Consider the following 14,863-nt stretch of genomic DNA (forward strand, 5'->3'; position numbering starts at 1 on the left):
GGCATCCCGGCATCTGTTGGGAAAAGATCACGATATATGGCGGTAAGCCGCAAACGCGGCACATCAGGATGAGGGCAGACGGTGACAACCCGAGCACAGAGCGGGATGATCCCATCGATAAGTCGATGGCGTAAATCACGAAAACTGCGCAATTTCGGTACCTTTGGGCTGGTCCTTTTGGGGCCAATTCTTGCGCTGGCAACCTATCTGGTCATTGGTCCCTTTGATCTTGGTGCAACGGCACCAACCCTGCGGCTGATTCTGTTGGCAGACCTCGTCTATGTACTTGTCGTCGCGGCACTGGTGCTGAGTCAGGTCGGCAGCTTGATTGCGGCGCGCAGGGCCAAGTCGGCGGGTTCGCGCCTTCATTTGCGTTTGATCGGGGCCTTTACACTGCTGGCGCTGGTGCCGACCGTAACCGTGGCAATTTTTGCCGGGCTCACGGTGAATATCGGTCTTGAAGGCTGGTTCTCGGACCGGGTTCGGCAAGTGGTGGGATCGTCCCTGACAGCGGCAGAAGCCTATGAACAAGAACACCGCCGCGGTTTGGTTCAGGACGCCTCGGTGCTGGCGCGGTTCCTGGACAATGCGCGTTCGCTGGATTTCTACATCTCGGATGCTGAACTGCGCGAAGTGTTGGCGCAGGGGCAGGCTCAGATCCAACGCGGATTGCGGGAAGCTTATGTCATCGACGGCAGCGGCGAGATCAAATCGCGCGGCGATCGATCATATCTGTTCAACTACGAAGCACCCACTTCGGAACAGATGGCCGAGGCCACTGACACAGGGCTGCTGATCATAGCTGACTGGCCTAACAATGAATTCCGGGCACTAGTTCCCCTGACAGCTTATCTGGACCGTTACCTTTATGTCAGCCGCGAAGTGGACGGTCAGTTGCTGACCCTGCTGGATGACACCAAGGAAACGGCGCAGTTCTATCAACAACTCGAAAGCGAACGGGGCAGGGTGCTGTTCGAGTTCGGCTTACTTTATCTGGGCTTTGCATTGATCCTGATCCTTGCTGCAATGTCTTTGGGTATGTGGTTCGCAGAACGTTTGTCGCGCCCGGTTGGTCGGCTGACGACAGCGGCACAACGGGTCGGAGCCGGGGACCTGAGCGTTCAGGTTATAGAAGAGGCCAGCGATGACGAGATCGCCATGCTGGGCCGGTATTTCAACCAGATGACCCGGCAACTGAAAGGGCAGCGGGACACGCTGCTGGAAAACACACAGCAAATCGAAAGCCGCCGCCGATTGTTCGACTCGGTTCTGAGCTCTGTCACATCGGGTGTTGTCGGCGTTGACCCTGAGGGCTGCGTGACATTTGTGAACCGCTCGGCCGAACGGTTGCTGGACTGGTCGCGGGGGGAAGAGCATCTGGCCATTGGCATCGCGGTGCCAGAGTTTCTCCCTCTGTTCGAAAGCCTGAAAGACAGCGGGCAGGAGGCTGTCCAAGGTGAGGTCAAAGTCACCCGCAAGGGTCGGTTGGAAAACCTTCTGGTACGCATGGCCATCCGGCGCGGTGAAGACGGGGGGCTGGAAGGCTATGTGGTTGCCTTTGATGACGTGACCGATCTGGTCAGTGCGCAGCGGATGGCAGCCTGGGGCGACGTTGCCCGCCGCATCGCCCATGAGATCAAGAACCCTTTGACCCCAATTCAGCTGAGCGCGGAGCGCATCAAACGCAAGTTCGCGCGCAAGCTGGACGAAGAGGATTGCGAAAGCCTCGAGTCGATGACGGGTGTCATTGTGCGCCAGACCAACGACCTGCGTCGCATCGTGGACGAATTTTCGAAATTCGCGCGGATGCCCGAGCCTGAGCGCCGCGAAGAAAATGTGGTCGAACTCGTGCGTGAAGCGGTTGTATTGCAACAGGCAGGGCAACCGGATGTGCAGATCAACGCGGATTTACCGCAGCACCCCATCATGGCCGACTTGGATGCGACGATGTTGCATCAGGCCTTGACGAACTTGATTAAAAACGCCGGAGAAGCGATTGGCACCCTTAAAGAAAAAGGGGCGCCGGAAAATCTCAAGCCACAGATAAAAGTGGCAGTTTCCAGTGATGATGCGGGTACGGTCATCACCATTGCAGATAACGGGATCGGTCTGCCCGAGGATCGGGCGCGACTGTTTGAACCCTATGTGACCACACGCGACGAAGGGACGGGGCTGGGCCTGCCCATCGTCAAGAAAATCATCGAAGAACACGGCGGAGCGCTGACGCTTGAGGACGCGCCCGTCTTTGACGGACAGGACCATTTTGGCGCGATGGCCGTAATCCGTTTGCCGGGGGCCAATATGTCCTCGACCGTTGCGCCACAGAAGCAGGCAATTAGAACCAACAAACTGAAAGCAGGCCAAAGATGAGTGACATTCTGATCGTAGATGACGAGCGCGATATTCGCGAGCTGGTGTCCGACATTCTGGAGGACGAAGGCTATTCAACCCGGCTGGCGGCCAACTCAGACGAGTGTATGGCGTCCATCAATTCCGAACCGCCGGGGCTGTTGATCCTTGATATCTGGCTGAAAGACAGCCGCATGGATGGGATCGACATTCTGAAGGCGGTGAAACGCGATAACCCGGATGTGCCGGTGGTGATCATTTCCGGGCACGGCAACATCGAAATCGCTGTAGCTGCTATCAAGCAGGGCGCTTACGATTTTATCGAAAAGCCCTTTAACATTGACCAGTTGATGGTGGTGATCCGCCGCGCGATGGAGACGTCTCGCCTGCGTCGCGAGAATGCGTCGCTGAAGCGCAAAGAGGTCAACAACTCGGACATGATCGGCAAATCCGCGTCGTTCCGGGCCATGCAGGGTCAGCTGGACAAAGTGACCAAATCAAATGGTCGCGTGATGCTGAGCGGTCCTGCCGGGTCGGGCAAGGAAATCGCAGCGCGCTATATACATGCCCATTCCAACCGTGCCAACGCGCCCTTTGTGACCGTGAACTGTGCGGGGATCGAGCCAGAGCGCGTGGAAGAGGTTTTGTTTGGCCGCGAATCCGCTGAGCGCGGGGTCGAGCCCGGTTTGCTGGAAGAAGCCCACGGTGGTGTGGTTTACTTTGACGAAGTGGCGGACATGCCCCTGGGCACGCAATCCAAGATCCTGCGGGTGTTGGTGGATCAGCAGTTCCAGCGTGTGGGTGGATCTGACAAGGTGCGTGTGGATCTGCGGGTTATCTCGTCCACCAACAAGGATCTGGACGAAGAAATCGCAGCCGAGCGGTTCCGCGAAGAGCTGTATCACCGATTGAACGTTGTGCCGGTTGCGGTTCCTTCGCTGGAAGATCGCCGCGAGGATATTCCGGTTCTGGCCCAGCATTTCATCGAAATGTGCAACGAAACCCAAGGTTTGCCGATCCGCGAACTGTCGGAAGAGGCCGTCGCTCTGTTGCAGACGATGACCTGGCCGGGGAATGTGCGTCAGCTTAAGAACCTGATCGAACGGGTTTTGATCCTGGGCGACGGAACCGGCCCGATCGAAGCGCGCGAGTTGCCAAGCGAAGAGGAAAAGACCGAAGATTCGGGCCGCGTCGTTCTGTCGGGTGCGCTGGCGACCTTGCCGCTTCGCGAGGCGCGTGAAGCGTTCGAGCGCGAATACCTGCTGACCCAGATCAATCGCTTTGGCGGCAATATCAGCCGCACGGCCAGCTTTGTCGGGATGGAGCGCAGCGCGCTGCACCGCAAGCTGAAGTCGCTGGGCGTGGTGACGTCGAACAAGTCCGGTGCACGTGTTGCGCAAATCGATGAGCCGGAACCGGCAGAGTAATCCGCCGGGACGGCTGGGCTGGCCATGAGTGTTTTGAGAGCAGTGAATCGGCTTGAAACCCGCGGCTATCCGGGGTTCGGAAAGCGCCTGAAACGGCTGCGCCGGTCGGTTGGGTTCAAGCAAGCTCATCTGGCTGAATTGTTGGAGGTGGATCAGGCAACCATTTCGCGGTGGGAACGAGGCGGTCAGACACCGCCGCCCGAGACCCAACAGGCCGTCTTTGCGGCCCTTGGACCGGTCCGCGCTGATGACAGCGCATTGCGGCGGTTGGTCATGAGCTCGTCAGATTGTTTGCATTTGGTGGAAGAGGCGAGCCACAGGTGTCTTGCCTATTCGGCCAGCAGGGCGCGCGATTGGAAAACCAGCCAAAGCGCGCTGTTGGGAGTATCTCTGTGGCAGTTTGCAACGGATGAAATACAGGCGGCCGAGGCTGAACTCGACGCCGACGGATGGTGGGACATGCATACGCCCGCACCAAAGGCGTTCCTAACGTCCGAAGCTGTCCATGACCGCATTCGCATCAGCGCGGGCGAAATCATCTGGGAACGTCTGTATCTGTCTGACGGCACGCCTGTTCGTCTGGTCAGCGGATCCAGACACTGAGGCTGCATAATTTATGCGTTCCTTGATCCTGTTGCGCGCAGTAGAAGCGGCTTATGATACAGATATTTCAGGTTCTTCTTCTCTGGCTTGCTGGTCTGGGCGCGGCGACGCAATTTGCAAAAATTGCAGTTCCGTTTCCCGAGCTTGTCTTACTGTATCCTGATCACACCGAAACCATGGGATGGTTGCTGTCGATCATCAGCCTGATCGGAGCCTTGCTTGGGGCCTTGTCCGGGGCCATCGTGGGGCGGGTTGGGCCCTTGAAACTTTTGATCTTCGGCTTGTGCCTCGGTGGCGCGATTTCGATGTTTCAGGCGACATGGCCCGGGTTTTACATCATGCTGGCCAGTCGCTTCGTCGAGGGGCTTTCACATCTGGCCATTGTCGTCGCTGCGCCCACACTGATCGCACAAATCACAACCGGCAAGGCGCGCAACATTGCGATGGTCCTTTGGAGCACATTCTTTGGCGTCGCTTTTGCGCTGAATGCGTGGATCGGATTGCCGCTGATCGCCGCTTTTGGTCTGACCACGTTCTTCCTGCTGCATGGTTTCTTGATGCTTGGAGTAGCTGGCGTGATCCTGATCTGCCGGATGCGCGTGCAATTTGCCTCTGACACCAAACCCTGGCAGTGGACAGAAGTGCTGAACGTTCATCTTCGCACCTATCGCTCTCCGTTCGTGTCAGCCCCGGCAGTGGGGTGGTTCTTTTATACGCTGACCTTTGTGTCTTTGCTGGCCATCCTGCCGGGTCGTTTGTCGGAAGAAATCAGCGCGCACGTCGCCGGGTTGATGCCGCTGGCTGGAATTGTCCTGAGTTGGATAGCAGTTCCCGTCCTATTGAATGTGATGCCCTGCGTCGCGGTGATCAATCTGGGGTTCGGGCTGGGCATTTTTTCCATTGCCGGGGCCTTCCTTGGTCTGCCGCTGGAGATAGTATGCGTTCTGCTGTTTGCCGTGTTGGGACTCGTACAGGGGGGCAGCTTTGCAGCAGTGCCGATCCTGAACCAAACGGCCGAGGTGCAGGCGCTTAGCTATGGGGCAATGGCGCAGATGGGAAACGCGGGCAACTTGCTGGGTACACCAGTTCTGCTGGCGGTTTTGTGGCGCGTGGATGAGGCCGGGATGCTGCTGAGTGTGATCGGAATTTATGCAATCGCGATCCTTGCGCATATCGCGCTGGCCCGCCAGCGCGCGGCACAAACGCGGTCAGCCTGACTGACCGGGCGAAATGATCTGAAAAGACCCGTCATCGAATTTGACAAAACACGATTGCGTCGTAAGCGGCGGCAATGTTGTTGTGCGCGTTGCAGGTACGCTTGATTTTACGTTTTGCTTGCAGGCTGGCAGGCTGACGGGGCGGAACCCTTTTTGCGCCATGCACTGCGCCTCGACCGTGTTGCGCAGGCCCTGGTTTACATCCACCGTGTAGACCCGACCGGGCTGCCACCATCCCGGGGACTGGTAACACCGACCCCGACCGTCGCAATAGGTGCGCCCGGGCCAGTATGTTGGCGGGCTTTGACGGACTTGATTGGCAACCGGCACTTCTTGTACCGCCTTAAGCTGACACTGTGTCGTCTCTTGCTGAAGGCGGGAAACGGTTGCCCCTTCGCGGTAATAGAGCGACAGCGGCCCGCCGCATGAGGACAGCACCATTAGGGTTGCAAGCATAGGAAACAGCGTTTTCATATGCTTATCTTGCCGCAGCCGCACAGAGATGACAATTCAATTGACCGTTTTAGGGGCATCTGTCATTCAATCCTTTCAGGCAGAAGGGCCAGAAACATGAAGGTCATCATTTGCGGCGCGGGTCAGGTTGGCTGGCAGATTGCGCGGCACCTTTCGGGCGAACTGAATGACGTGACGGTCGTGGACAACAATCCCGACCTCGTGCGCCGGGCGACGGAAACGCTGGATGTGCAGGGCATTGCAGGATTTGCAAGCTACCCTGACGTGCTGGAACGGGCAGGGGCCCGTGACGCCGACATGATTATCGCCGCGACCCATTCTGACGAAGTGAACATGGTCACGTGTCAGATGGCCCATTCCGTGTTCTCGATCCAACGTAAGATCGCGCGCCTTCGGTCGAAATCTTATCTGGAAGCCATTCATTCGGATCTTTATCGCCGCGATCACTTGCCCATCGATGTGGTGATCAGCCCCGAACGCGAAGTGGCCGCCGCGGCCATGCGCCGCCTGTCGGCCCCATCGGCCTTTGACACCGAGATTTTCATGGATGGCAAGGCGCAGCTTCTGGGCATCAGGGTGGAAGAGGACTGCCCAATCGTGAATACGCCGCTGCGGCAACTGACTGATCTGTTTTCCACACTCAGTTCGATTGTCGTAGGGGTCCGACGTGATGGCACGTTGTTTGCGCCTGAGTCCGAAGACCAGCTGTTTGTCGGTGACGAATGTTACGTCTTTACCAATGTAAACGACGTGAACCGCACGATGGAGGTGTTCGGCAAGGCCCAGAAGCGTCAGGACCGCGTTGTGATTGTGGGGGGCGGCAATGTCGGATTGGAAGTCGCCAGCACCCTGGAAGAACGAGAGAGCCGGGTGCGCGCCAAGATCATCGAACGGGATCGGACATGCGCCGAAATCGCGGCCGAAGCGCTGGAGCGGACGATTGTTCTGCACGGGGACGGTTTGGATTCCGGTCTGCTGAGCGAGGCCGGGATAGACCGCGCCGATGCGATGCTGGCTGTCACGGATGACGACCGCACCAACATGCTGGCCGCCGTGCGTGCCAAGGCCGAAGGCTGTGCGCTGGCGATTGCGCTGATCAACGATCCCAGCATGGTTGCCCTGATGGGACCGTTGGGCATTGATGCCTATATCAACCCGCGCGCCACCACCGTCAGCTCGATCCTGCGACATATCCGGCATGGGCGTGTTAGACAGGTGTATTCCATCGGTGATGCCGAGGCCGAGGTGATTGAGGCCGAGGTTCTGTCGACCTCTCCGATGGCGGGGCAGAAACTGCGCGATATCGATTTCCCCGAAGGTGTGCTTGTGGGTGCCGTGCGCAAAGGGGATGAGGTTCTGCGTCCGACGGGCAGTCTGCGGATCGATGAAAAGGATGTGGTCGCCATCTTTGCCATGGCCAAGGACGTGCCCGAGGTCGAACGCCTGATGCAGGTTTCAATCGATTTCTTCTGATGGCGCGCGCTGGGACACAACAGGTTGGGCTTTTGCGGCGATTGCCGCTGTTCCTGCTGATCTGGGCCATTGTGTCTCTGGCCATGTGGATTCCGGCTCTCTATGCGCTGGTGCTGGATGATCACGAGACCTCGCGGTCATTTCTGTACTCGGGCATTCTGGGCCTGTTCCTGGTCTCCATCATCGCAATGGCGTCGTCGAATCGAATCCCGCGACGGGGCACTTTGGGGCAACTGGCGGTGATGTTGGGATGTTTCACCATCCTTCCTATCTTTCTTGCGATCCCGTTTCATGATGCGCTTGGCACGACCACGTTTCTGAACGCTTACTTCGATATGGTCAGCGCACTGACGACCACCGGGGCCGACCTGTTTCCTGACCATAACCGTCTAAGCGCGCCGCTGCACCTTTGGCGTGCGCTGGTCGGTTGGATGGGGGGCTTGCTGATGTGGATCGCGGCTGCCGCGATTCTGGCCCCGCTGTCCCTTGGTGGGTTCGAGGTGACTGCAAAAGGGCAACCCGGTCGCCCGGTATCGGGTGTCGCACAAAGCGAGCGCGTGGATCCCCGCGGCCGTTTGCTGCGTGTGGCGCGGGCGCTGACGCCGGTATATGCCGGGCTGACTGTAGTAATCTGGGTGCTTCTGCTGATCGCGGGTGAGGCCGGGCTAACGGCTGTCTGTCACGCGATGTCAGTGATGGCGACTTCGGGTATCTCTCCGGTTGGCGGCATGGAAGGCGCACAGGCCGGATTTACAGGTGAAGCAATCCTTTTCCTTTTCCTGTTCTTTGCCCTTTCGCGCCTGACCTTTTCGACTGATACCGCCACCACCGGCTATTCACGCTTGGACAGAGACCCCGAGTTTCGCATCGGTCTGATGATCGTTTTGGCCGTCGCGCTATTGCTGTTCTTCCGCGTGGTGGCTGGCGTGACCGAGATCGGCGGGCAGATCGCTCCGCTTCAGGCGTTGCAGGTGATCTGGGGCATGCTGTTCACTGTGCTGGCCTTCCTGACCACGGCTGGATTTGAAAGTGCGAACTGGAACGATGCCCAGCAATTGTCGGGTCTGGGTACGCCGGGGTTATTGCTGATGGGATTGGCGCTGATCGGCGGCGGCGTCGCCACCACTGCCGGAGGCGTCAAGCTGTTGCGGGTTTTTGCGTTGTACCTCAACGGCGCGCGAGAGATCGACCGCTTGATTTACCCTTCGTCCGTCAGCGGTGTCGGCGGCGGCAATCGGCGCATTCAAAGCGACGGGGCCTTTATCGCCTGGATCTTTTTGATGCTTTTCGCGCTGACGCTTGCGGTGTTTAACCTTTTGCTGGCGGCGATGGGGTCCGGTTTTGAACAGGCAATGGTGCTGAGTGTTGCCACTTTGACGACAACGGGTCCGCTGATCGAACTGGCCACGGACGTCCCAATTCGGCTAATTGATCTGTCTTCCGGGGCGAAACTGACGCTGTGTGCGGCGATGGTGATCGGTCGGCTTGAGACGCTTGCGATCATCGCCCTGATCACACCGTCGCTGTGGCGCGATTGAGCCGAACACGCCCCGCGGACGTTACTGCCTTATTTTTCATCTGGAATATCTCTTCGCGGCACTCCATACTCGCCGGGAGGGAGCGCGTTGGTCCGCAGCGCGTAGCAAGAACAATGGCGAGATTATAAAAATATGGCTTCGGACAGACAGAATCTTCAGGATGCCTTCCTGAACAATGTACGGAAAGCTAAGGTTCCGGTAACGATCTTCCTGATCAATGGCGTGAAGTTGCAAGGTGTGATCACCTGGTTCGACAATTTCTGCGTATTGTTGCGCCGCGACGGACAGTCGCAGCTGGTCTACAAGCACGCGATTTCAACCATCATGCCGTCACAGCCGATCAACCTGTATGAGGGCGAAGACGCCTCTTGATGGAACATGACCGGAGGCGCACCCGAGCCTGGGTGCTGCATCCCGAAATCAAATCAGATGAACAGCGCCGTGTCCCTGAACCGGCGCTGGCCGAAGCGGTTGCGCTGGCTGCTGCGTTGCCTGATCTGGAAGTGGTCGGGTCTGAAACCGTGCGCCTTCCTCGTGCGCAGGCCGGGTATCTCTTCGGCAGCGGTAAGATCGACGAGCTGCATGACCGCTTTCATGACCACAAGGTTGATCTGGTCCTGATTGACGGTCCAGTTACACCAGTGCAGCAGCGCAATTTGGAAAAGGCGCTGGAGGTCAAAATTCTCGACCGAACCGGGCTGATCCTTGAAATTTTCAGCGATCGCGCCCGCACCCGTGAAGGGGTGTTGCAGGTCGAGATGGCGGCTCTCAGCTATCAACGTACGCGATTGGTCCGGGCCTGGACCCACCTTGAACGGCAACGGGGTGGCCTGGAATTCGTTGGCGGACCGGGTGAAACCCAGATCGAAGCCGACCGCCGCGCCATTGACGAGCAACTGGTCAGGCTGCGGCGTCAGTTGCAGAAGGTGGTCAAGACCCGCACGCTGCACAGGGCCGCACGTGCCAAGGTGCCATATCCCATCGTTGCTCTGGTGGGGTATACAAACGCTGGCAAGTCAACGTTGTTCAACCGTCTGACCGGAGCTGAGGTCATGGCCAAGGACATGCTGTTTGCCACGCTGGATCCGACCATGCGGCGCGTACAGCTTCCTGATGGCCCCGAGGTAATCCTGTCGGATACGGTGGGCTTTATCTCAAACCTGCCAACTGAGCTTGTGGCGGCCTTCCGCGCAACCCTCGAGGAAGTGCTGGGCGCGGACCTGATTGTTCATGTGCGTGACATCAGCCACGAGGAAACGGATGCGCAGGCGCAGGATGTTGAGTCCATCCTAACCTCTTTAGGTGTCGATGAAGAACGTCCACGGCTTGAAGTTTGGAACAAGATCGACCTGCTCAACCCCGAGGACAAGGACGCCGCATTGGCGCGGGCCGAGCGAGACACGGCGATTTTCTCAATCTCGGCGGTAACGGGCGAAGGCGTTGACCCGCTGTTGGCCGAGATCGCCACCCTGCTTCAGGGGGCTCGGCACGAGGCAGTTCTGAACCTGTCCTATGCCGAGGGGAACAAGCGGGCGTGGTTATTCCGTCAGGACGTTGTCCAGAGCGAGGATCAAACCGAGGACGGGTTCCGTCTGACCGTTTTGTGGACGGACAAACAGGCCGCGCAGTTTGCGTCGCTTTGAACAAGACAAGGGGCGGGCATGTCAGGTGCATCGGATCAAAGGGTTTTCCTGAACGGCTATATCGACGTGCCACTCGACCGGCTTGAAGCGGTGCGGTCAGCATTACCGCTCCACATCTCTCTCACACGGGCGGAAGAGGGCTGTATATCTTTCGAAGTTGTGGAAGATCAGGCAACGCCTGGACGGTTCATGGTGTCGGAAGTGTTTGCAACGCAAGCGGCTTTTGACGCACATCAGGCACGGGCTAAGGCGTCAGACTGGTTTCAGGTCACGCAGGGAATACCCCGAAATTACAAGATAGAAACGGCTGAGGATCGAGCGCGTTAAGCTATTTGCCGTCAATCTGCCGTTGATAGTCATCTGCGTCGAACCAGCCCAGCGAAGACTTTACAAGATAGTCTGGCGTCAATTCCCACTCTTCCCAACCGCGCGCCACAACGTGATTGCCGGTCTCGACGTGGTTCCCTTCTAGGGTCCAAACAAAAATAGCGTGAGATCCGGCCCACCGCATCATATCGCATCGGACCTCTAAATCCGGGAAGTCGGCGTAGAAGCCACGAGCCATATCGGCAATCGCAGCGCGCCCCTCTATGGGGTCGCCTCGGTTGATCGTGATTTGTCCATCAGGTGCAAAGAAGCCGGCAACTGCATCGGGGTCACCAGAACTCCATGCAATCGCGTAGTCCCGCGCAAGATTATTCAGGACATCCCGAATACTGGCCATATTCGCCCCCTTTTGGTCCCACATAATCGGTGGAATGATCATAGGCGAAAAAGGTTCAAGGTGCCACGACGCCCCGGAAATCGGGGCGAGGAGTTGCCGACTAGGCGGATTATCGTGGGATCAGATTGGTCACACCGACCGCTGCAGCGCGTGCCAGATCAAGGTCCAATGACATGGGAATATACTCGCCACGCCGCCAAAGCTGTGCCTGATCGTCGTAGTAGCGTGACAGGAAATGACCCGATTGACCGGTCGCGGTGATAAAGACCGAGCTGTTGGGATCAGCAAAGTCGTACACCCCGCGATACCCGGCACCGTGTACGTTCTGAAACGGATCCGGGCCTTCGCCCGAGGTGCGCCCGCGCAGCAGCGTATTGTCGCCACCGCTGGTCGATTGGCGGATGTTCACGAAATAGCGCAGGACAGGCACGTCGCCCAGAACCGGGTGATCATGCGTGGCCTGATGGGCATCTCCCCAGCGCAGGGACTCCAACGCGCTGCCATAGCGTTCAGAGATCCAGATCAGGGCGTCGTCCAGCGCCAGTCGGGCCATTTCGGTACACGTCTCAACCGGGGCGCTTTGTCGTACATCGCACCACACGCTTGCTCCGTCGATGTCGCGATAAACGCGCTCGATAAACAACGGTTCCACGTGTTTGTATTCGCTGGCGAGTGGTCCCAGTTCGTCCGCGATCAGGCGGATTTGGAGAGCGCGTAACCATGCCGCATAGATCAATGGCTCAGGCAGGTGTTCGTTCATCTCACCGTTCCAATCCGCCAACAGCGACAAGGCGATCTGGCGTTGACGTTCCAGCGTACCCTCGGGCGCAGACGCACCGGTGAACCACAAATCTGCGCCGATCAGTGGCAACAGGGACCGTGCCGTAAAACTAACTGTATCGAGCTGCGCTTCGATAAAGCTGTCGCGGGTATGGACTTCGCGCGATTGCATCAGTCGATCCCACCGATGTACCCGCTGTGTATCCCCCCATTCGTAAGAGACATGGTTGGGGAAAGGACGGTCGATAATCTTGTTGTTCGTATTGCCCAGAATACCGCCAACCGGGGCGACAAATTCGGGATTGTCTGTATAGGGCAACCGACCCTGCCAGCGGTTTGTTTCAATCCAGCCGGGGCTTGGAATGCGCCCACGGCTTTGGTTTTGCAAATCGCGCTGCGGCATGGCACCGATCAACTTCATTCCGATGGTGGTCCGGTCAACCAGCGACAGGTTCTGTGACGGGGCAATGTATTGCTCGCCCGCCTGAATGGCCTGTTGCACATTGTCGGAATTCATCAGGGCCATGGATGCGGTCATTGACGTGTCACGGGGGCTCAGCGCTGTCCAGGATAACGACGCCACATGGCCGGGCGGAGTGATTGTCTCAAGCTTGTAATCCGTGCCGGGCAGCACCGGGCCGTTATCTGTCCAGCGCAGCGTTAGTGTGACTGGCGCCTCGTCATTGATGGCGATGATCGATGGGCGGGTCAGAAATTCTTTGTAGCCGTCCGGGGTCAGGTATTCCTCGGGGTTGTCCGGGTTCAGTTGTTCTATGTGCAGGTCCTGATCATCCAGATAAGATGAGGTCAGCCCCCATCCCAACCTGTCACTGCGCCCGGTCATAATGGCAGGAACACCGGGTATCGAGGCCCCGATCACACCGCCTTTTTCAAGATCAAGATGCGCCAGGTACCACACACCGGGTGCTGTGAAGCCCAGATGAGGGTCGTTTGCCAGCAAAGTGCCTCCACTTGCCGACCGAGATGGGGCGGCGGTCCAGGCGTTCGATGCTCCGGCCAGACCGCGTTTTGGAAGCGGTGATAGAGGTGTCTCGGGTGCCTCTTTTCCGGCGGCATAGCGTGGAAGATTGGGGAAAAGGGATGCGTATTCCGGCAAAGCCGCGATACCGGGGCCTGGGACATCCGGCAGAATATCAGCAAGACGTTCTGGGTTGTTCAGCATCAAAGAGGTGCGGGCGCGCAGAACTTCGTCAGTCAAGTGCCCAGACAATTGCAACGCCATCAACTTTATGATTGCAAGGCTATCGCCCGGTTGCCAGGGTGATACCGGGGCGTTGAACAGGAACATTTCCGGTGCACCTCGACCCAGCGCCTGTTCATTGATTTCAATCAACCTTGCATTAACCCCGGCAGCATACGCCCGTAATGCGGCTTTGGTATAGTCGTCCTGCACCTCGACCGAACGATGAGCGAGGCCATAGAGATCCAGCCGCCGCAGTAGCTTGTCGATGTGAAGAGTGCGTGTGCCAAAAACTTCGGACAAACGGCCTTGTGCAGTCCGGCGCATCACGGTCATTTGCCAAAGCCGGTCCTGTGCATGGGCGTAACCCAGGCCAAAGAACACATCAGGATCGGTCTGGCCCAAAATATGCGGCACGTTGGCGGTGTCGCGAACGATCTCAACAGGGGCGGTCAGACCATCAACTTCAAGGGTCTGGTCGTAATCCGGTAGGGATTGGCTGGCCAGGAAATAGACAAGGCCAATCGCGGCGAGGATCAGAATAACAAGACCCGACGCGATGCGCACCAGCCAGCGGAAAACAAGACCCATTACTGCCCCATATTATCATTCGAATTCAGATTGCGCCGAGACTAGTGGATGGCGGGTCTGACCGAAAGAGGAACGCCGCAAGAACCTGCGCGGAAAGGCTTGTAAACACTTGCCCCGCCGCAGTGTTGTGCTGCGACGGGGGCCATGTGTGGGGGAAGTGGTAATCCGGATTATGGAATGATGCGCGTGTATTTCGTGCCTTCGATGGTCGCGCCAAATTTCAGACCGGCCTGACCAAAGACCGCCGCCAGCACCGGCGAACGCAATGTTGTTGTGTCTGCAGACAAGGAATTCCCAGTTGCGTCGACCACGTATCCAATGTCGGCTCCGGCTGTCCATCCACTGGAACGGCGGAAATCGTTCAACGCATCTTCGGTCATGAAGAACAGAACATGCGCATATTGCTGCGCCCCAAATTGCAGGCCGGCGGTCCCGGAAATTGCGGAATAATAATCGACCGTCGCGCCGTTGATGCGCAGCGCGCCTTGGCCGTAGGCACCCCCAAAGATGATCAATCCGGCGTCGGTGATCAGGGGCATAACCAACATCCCAGTGGATTTGTTCACGATCTCAACCGTGTTGGGATATTTCGCGTACATTTCCGTCAGCGTGGCGTCGACGCGAGCGTCGATAGTTGCTGCGTTTGATGTGCCGACGCCGTTACCGCAGGCGGTGGTCAGGGTCAGACCTGCCATGCCAAAGGCAAAGCCGCGACGGCTCAGTCGGGGGAAGGGGAACTGCTCATGGTTTTTATATCTCTGTAACTGTGCCTGATGTGTCGGGTGATCCCGATCTTGGTGGCAAGGATACGCCGATTAGGGCGATGTGTCACGGGAAAGCTGC

Annotated in this window: 13 protein-coding genes; 9 read left to right on the forward strand and 4 right to left on the reverse strand. The window is 58.0% G+C overall.

Features of this window, described 5'->3' with window-relative positions:
* Positions 1–105 precede the first annotated feature (105 nt).
* The 4 genes from ACXADZ_RS07670 to ACXADZ_RS07685 are packed head-to-tail and all read left to right on the forward strand — an operon-like array spanning position 106 to position 5,596.
* Positions 106–2,370, forward strand: a complete 2,265-nt coding sequence (locus ACXADZ_RS07670; protein ID WP_475198521.1) for a sensor histidine kinase NtrY-like — start codon at positions 106–108, stop codon at positions 2,368–2,370.
* The gene (ntrX, locus tag ACXADZ_RS07675; RefSeq protein ID WP_171090357.1) at positions 2,367–3,776 is read left to right on the forward strand and encodes a nitrogen assimilation response regulator NtrX; all 1,410 of its coding nucleotides are present in this window, start codon (positions 2,367–2,369) and stop codon (positions 3,774–3,776) included. The genes ACXADZ_RS07670 and ntrX overlap by 4 nt, the downstream gene beginning before the upstream one ends.
* A 24-nt stretch (positions 3,777–3,800) precedes the next feature.
* Entirely contained in the window at positions 3,801–4,379 is a 579-nt protein-coding gene (locus ACXADZ_RS07680) for a helix-turn-helix domain-containing protein (RefSeq protein ID WP_475194603.1), read from the forward strand.
* A 53-nt stretch (positions 4,380–4,432) separates the two neighbouring features.
* The gene (locus ACXADZ_RS07685) at positions 4,433–5,596 is read left to right on the forward strand and encodes an MFS transporter (protein ID WP_475194605.1); all 1,164 of its coding nucleotides are present in this window, start codon (positions 4,433–4,435) and stop codon (positions 5,594–5,596) included.
* On the opposite strand, the gene ACXADZ_RS07690 is transcribed toward ACXADZ_RS07685, so the two are convergent.
* Positions 5,588–6,070, reverse strand: a complete 483-nt coding sequence (locus tag ACXADZ_RS07690; protein ID WP_475194607.1) for a hypothetical protein — start codon at positions 6,068–6,070, stop codon at positions 5,588–5,590. The genes ACXADZ_RS07685 and ACXADZ_RS07690 overlap by 9 nt on opposite strands.
* Before the next feature lie 96 nt (positions 6,071–6,166).
* Between ACXADZ_RS07690 and trkA the strand changes: the two genes are divergently transcribed.
* From trkA to ACXADZ_RS07715, 5 genes are all read left to right on the forward strand, one after another.
* Positions 6,167–7,543: a Trk system potassium transporter TrkA gene (gene trkA / locus ACXADZ_RS07695; protein ID WP_475194608.1), complete on the forward strand. Its 1,377-nt coding sequence runs from the start codon at positions 6,167–6,169 to the stop codon at positions 7,541–7,543.
* Positions 7,543–9,081 (forward strand): TrkH family potassium uptake protein, encoded by a 1,539-nt coding sequence (locus ACXADZ_RS07700; protein ID WP_171090348.1) that lies wholly within the window; start codon positions 7,543–7,545, stop codon positions 9,079–9,081. Before trkA ends, ACXADZ_RS07700 begins: the two co-directional genes overlap by 1 nt.
* A gap of 132 nt (positions 9,082–9,213) precedes the next feature.
* Positions 9,214–9,453 carry an RNA chaperone Hfq gene (hfq, locus tag ACXADZ_RS07705; protein ID WP_005982826.1) on the forward strand — a complete coding sequence of 80 codons (240 nt, stop codon included), beginning with the start codon at positions 9,214–9,216 and terminating at the stop codon, positions 9,451–9,453.
* On the forward strand, positions 9,453–10,724 hold the full coding sequence (hflX, locus tag ACXADZ_RS07710) for a GTPase HflX (protein ID WP_475194610.1): 1,272 nt from the start codon (positions 9,453–9,455) through the stop codon (positions 10,722–10,724). The genes hfq and hflX overlap by 1 nt, the downstream gene beginning before the upstream one ends.
* 18 nt (positions 10,725–10,742) lie before the next feature.
* Positions 10,743–11,051: a putative quinol monooxygenase gene (locus ACXADZ_RS07715; protein ID WP_475194612.1), complete on the forward strand. Its 309-nt coding sequence runs from the start codon at positions 10,743–10,745 to the stop codon at positions 11,049–11,051.
* A 1-nt stretch (position 11,052) separates the two neighbouring features.
* Here ACXADZ_RS07715 and ACXADZ_RS07720 read toward each other — a convergent pair whose 3' ends face one another.
* The 3 genes from ACXADZ_RS07720 to ACXADZ_RS07730 form a co-directional block, all read right to left on the reverse strand.
* Entirely contained in the window at positions 11,053–11,448 is a 396-nt protein-coding gene (locus ACXADZ_RS07720; protein ID WP_475194613.1) for a nuclear transport factor 2 family protein, read from the reverse strand.
* A gap of 109 nt (positions 11,449–11,557) precedes the next feature.
* Positions 11,558–14,020: a penicillin acylase family protein gene (locus tag ACXADZ_RS07725; RefSeq protein ID WP_475194614.1), complete on the reverse strand. Its 2,463-nt coding sequence runs from the start codon at positions 14,018–14,020 to the stop codon at positions 11,558–11,560.
* Positions 14,021–14,190: 170 nt separating this feature from the next.
* On the reverse strand, positions 14,191–14,715 hold the full coding sequence (locus ACXADZ_RS07730) for a lipid-binding SYLF domain-containing protein (RefSeq protein ID WP_475194617.1): 525 nt from the start codon (positions 14,713–14,715) through the stop codon (positions 14,191–14,193).
* Between the last annotated feature and the right edge of the window lie 148 nt (positions 14,716–14,863).

Source organism: Ruegeria sp. ABM4_193, from assembly GCF_056158705.1.

What these genes read in the sequence shown, in the direction of transcription:
- trkA (WP_475194608.1), top strand. Translation starts at nt 6,167, where the DNA reads ATGAAGGTCATCATTTGCGGCGCGGGTCAGGTTGGCTGGCAGATTGCG.
- ACXADZ_RS07670 (WP_475198521.1), top strand. Translation starts at nt 106, where the DNA reads ATGATCCCATCGATAAGTCGATGGCGTAAATCACGAAAACTGCGCAAT.
- ACXADZ_RS07715 (WP_475194612.1), top strand. Translation starts at nt 10,743, where the DNA reads ATGTCAGGTGCATCGGATCAAAGGGTTTTCCTGAACGGCTATATCGAC.
- ACXADZ_RS07730 (WP_475194617.1), bottom strand. Translation starts at nt 14,715, where the DNA reads ATGGCAGGTCTGACCCTGACCACCGCCTGCGGTAACGGCGTCGGCACA.
- ACXADZ_RS07725 (WP_475194614.1), bottom strand. Translation starts at nt 14,020, where the DNA reads ATGGGTCTTGTTTTCCGCTGGCTGGTGCGCATCGCGTCGGGTCTTGTT.
- hfq (WP_005982826.1), top strand. Translation starts at nt 9,214, where the DNA reads ATGGCTTCGGACAGACAGAATCTTCAGGATGCCTTCCTGAACAATGTA.
- ACXADZ_RS07700 (WP_171090348.1), top strand. Translation starts at nt 7,543, where the DNA reads ATGGCGCGCGCTGGGACACAACAGGTTGGGCTTTTGCGGCGATTGCCG.
- ACXADZ_RS07680 (WP_475194603.1), top strand. Translation starts at nt 3,801, where the DNA reads ATGAGTGTTTTGAGAGCAGTGAATCGGCTTGAAACCCGCGGCTATCCG.
- ACXADZ_RS07690 (WP_475194607.1), bottom strand. Translation starts at nt 6,070, where the DNA reads ATGAAAACGCTGTTTCCTATGCTTGCAACCCTAATGGTGCTGTCCTCA.
- hflX (WP_475194610.1), top strand. Translation starts at nt 9,453, where the DNA reads ATGGAACATGACCGGAGGCGCACCCGAGCCTGGGTGCTGCATCCCGAA.
- ACXADZ_RS07720 (WP_475194613.1), bottom strand. Translation starts at nt 11,448, where the DNA reads ATGGCCAGTATTCGGGATGTCCTGAATAATCTTGCGCGGGACTACGCG.
- ACXADZ_RS07685 (WP_475194605.1), top strand. Translation starts at nt 4,433, where the DNA reads ATGATACAGATATTTCAGGTTCTTCTTCTCTGGCTTGCTGGTCTGGGC.
- ntrX (WP_171090357.1), top strand. Translation starts at nt 2,367, where the DNA reads ATGAGTGACATTCTGATCGTAGATGACGAGCGCGATATTCGCGAGCTG.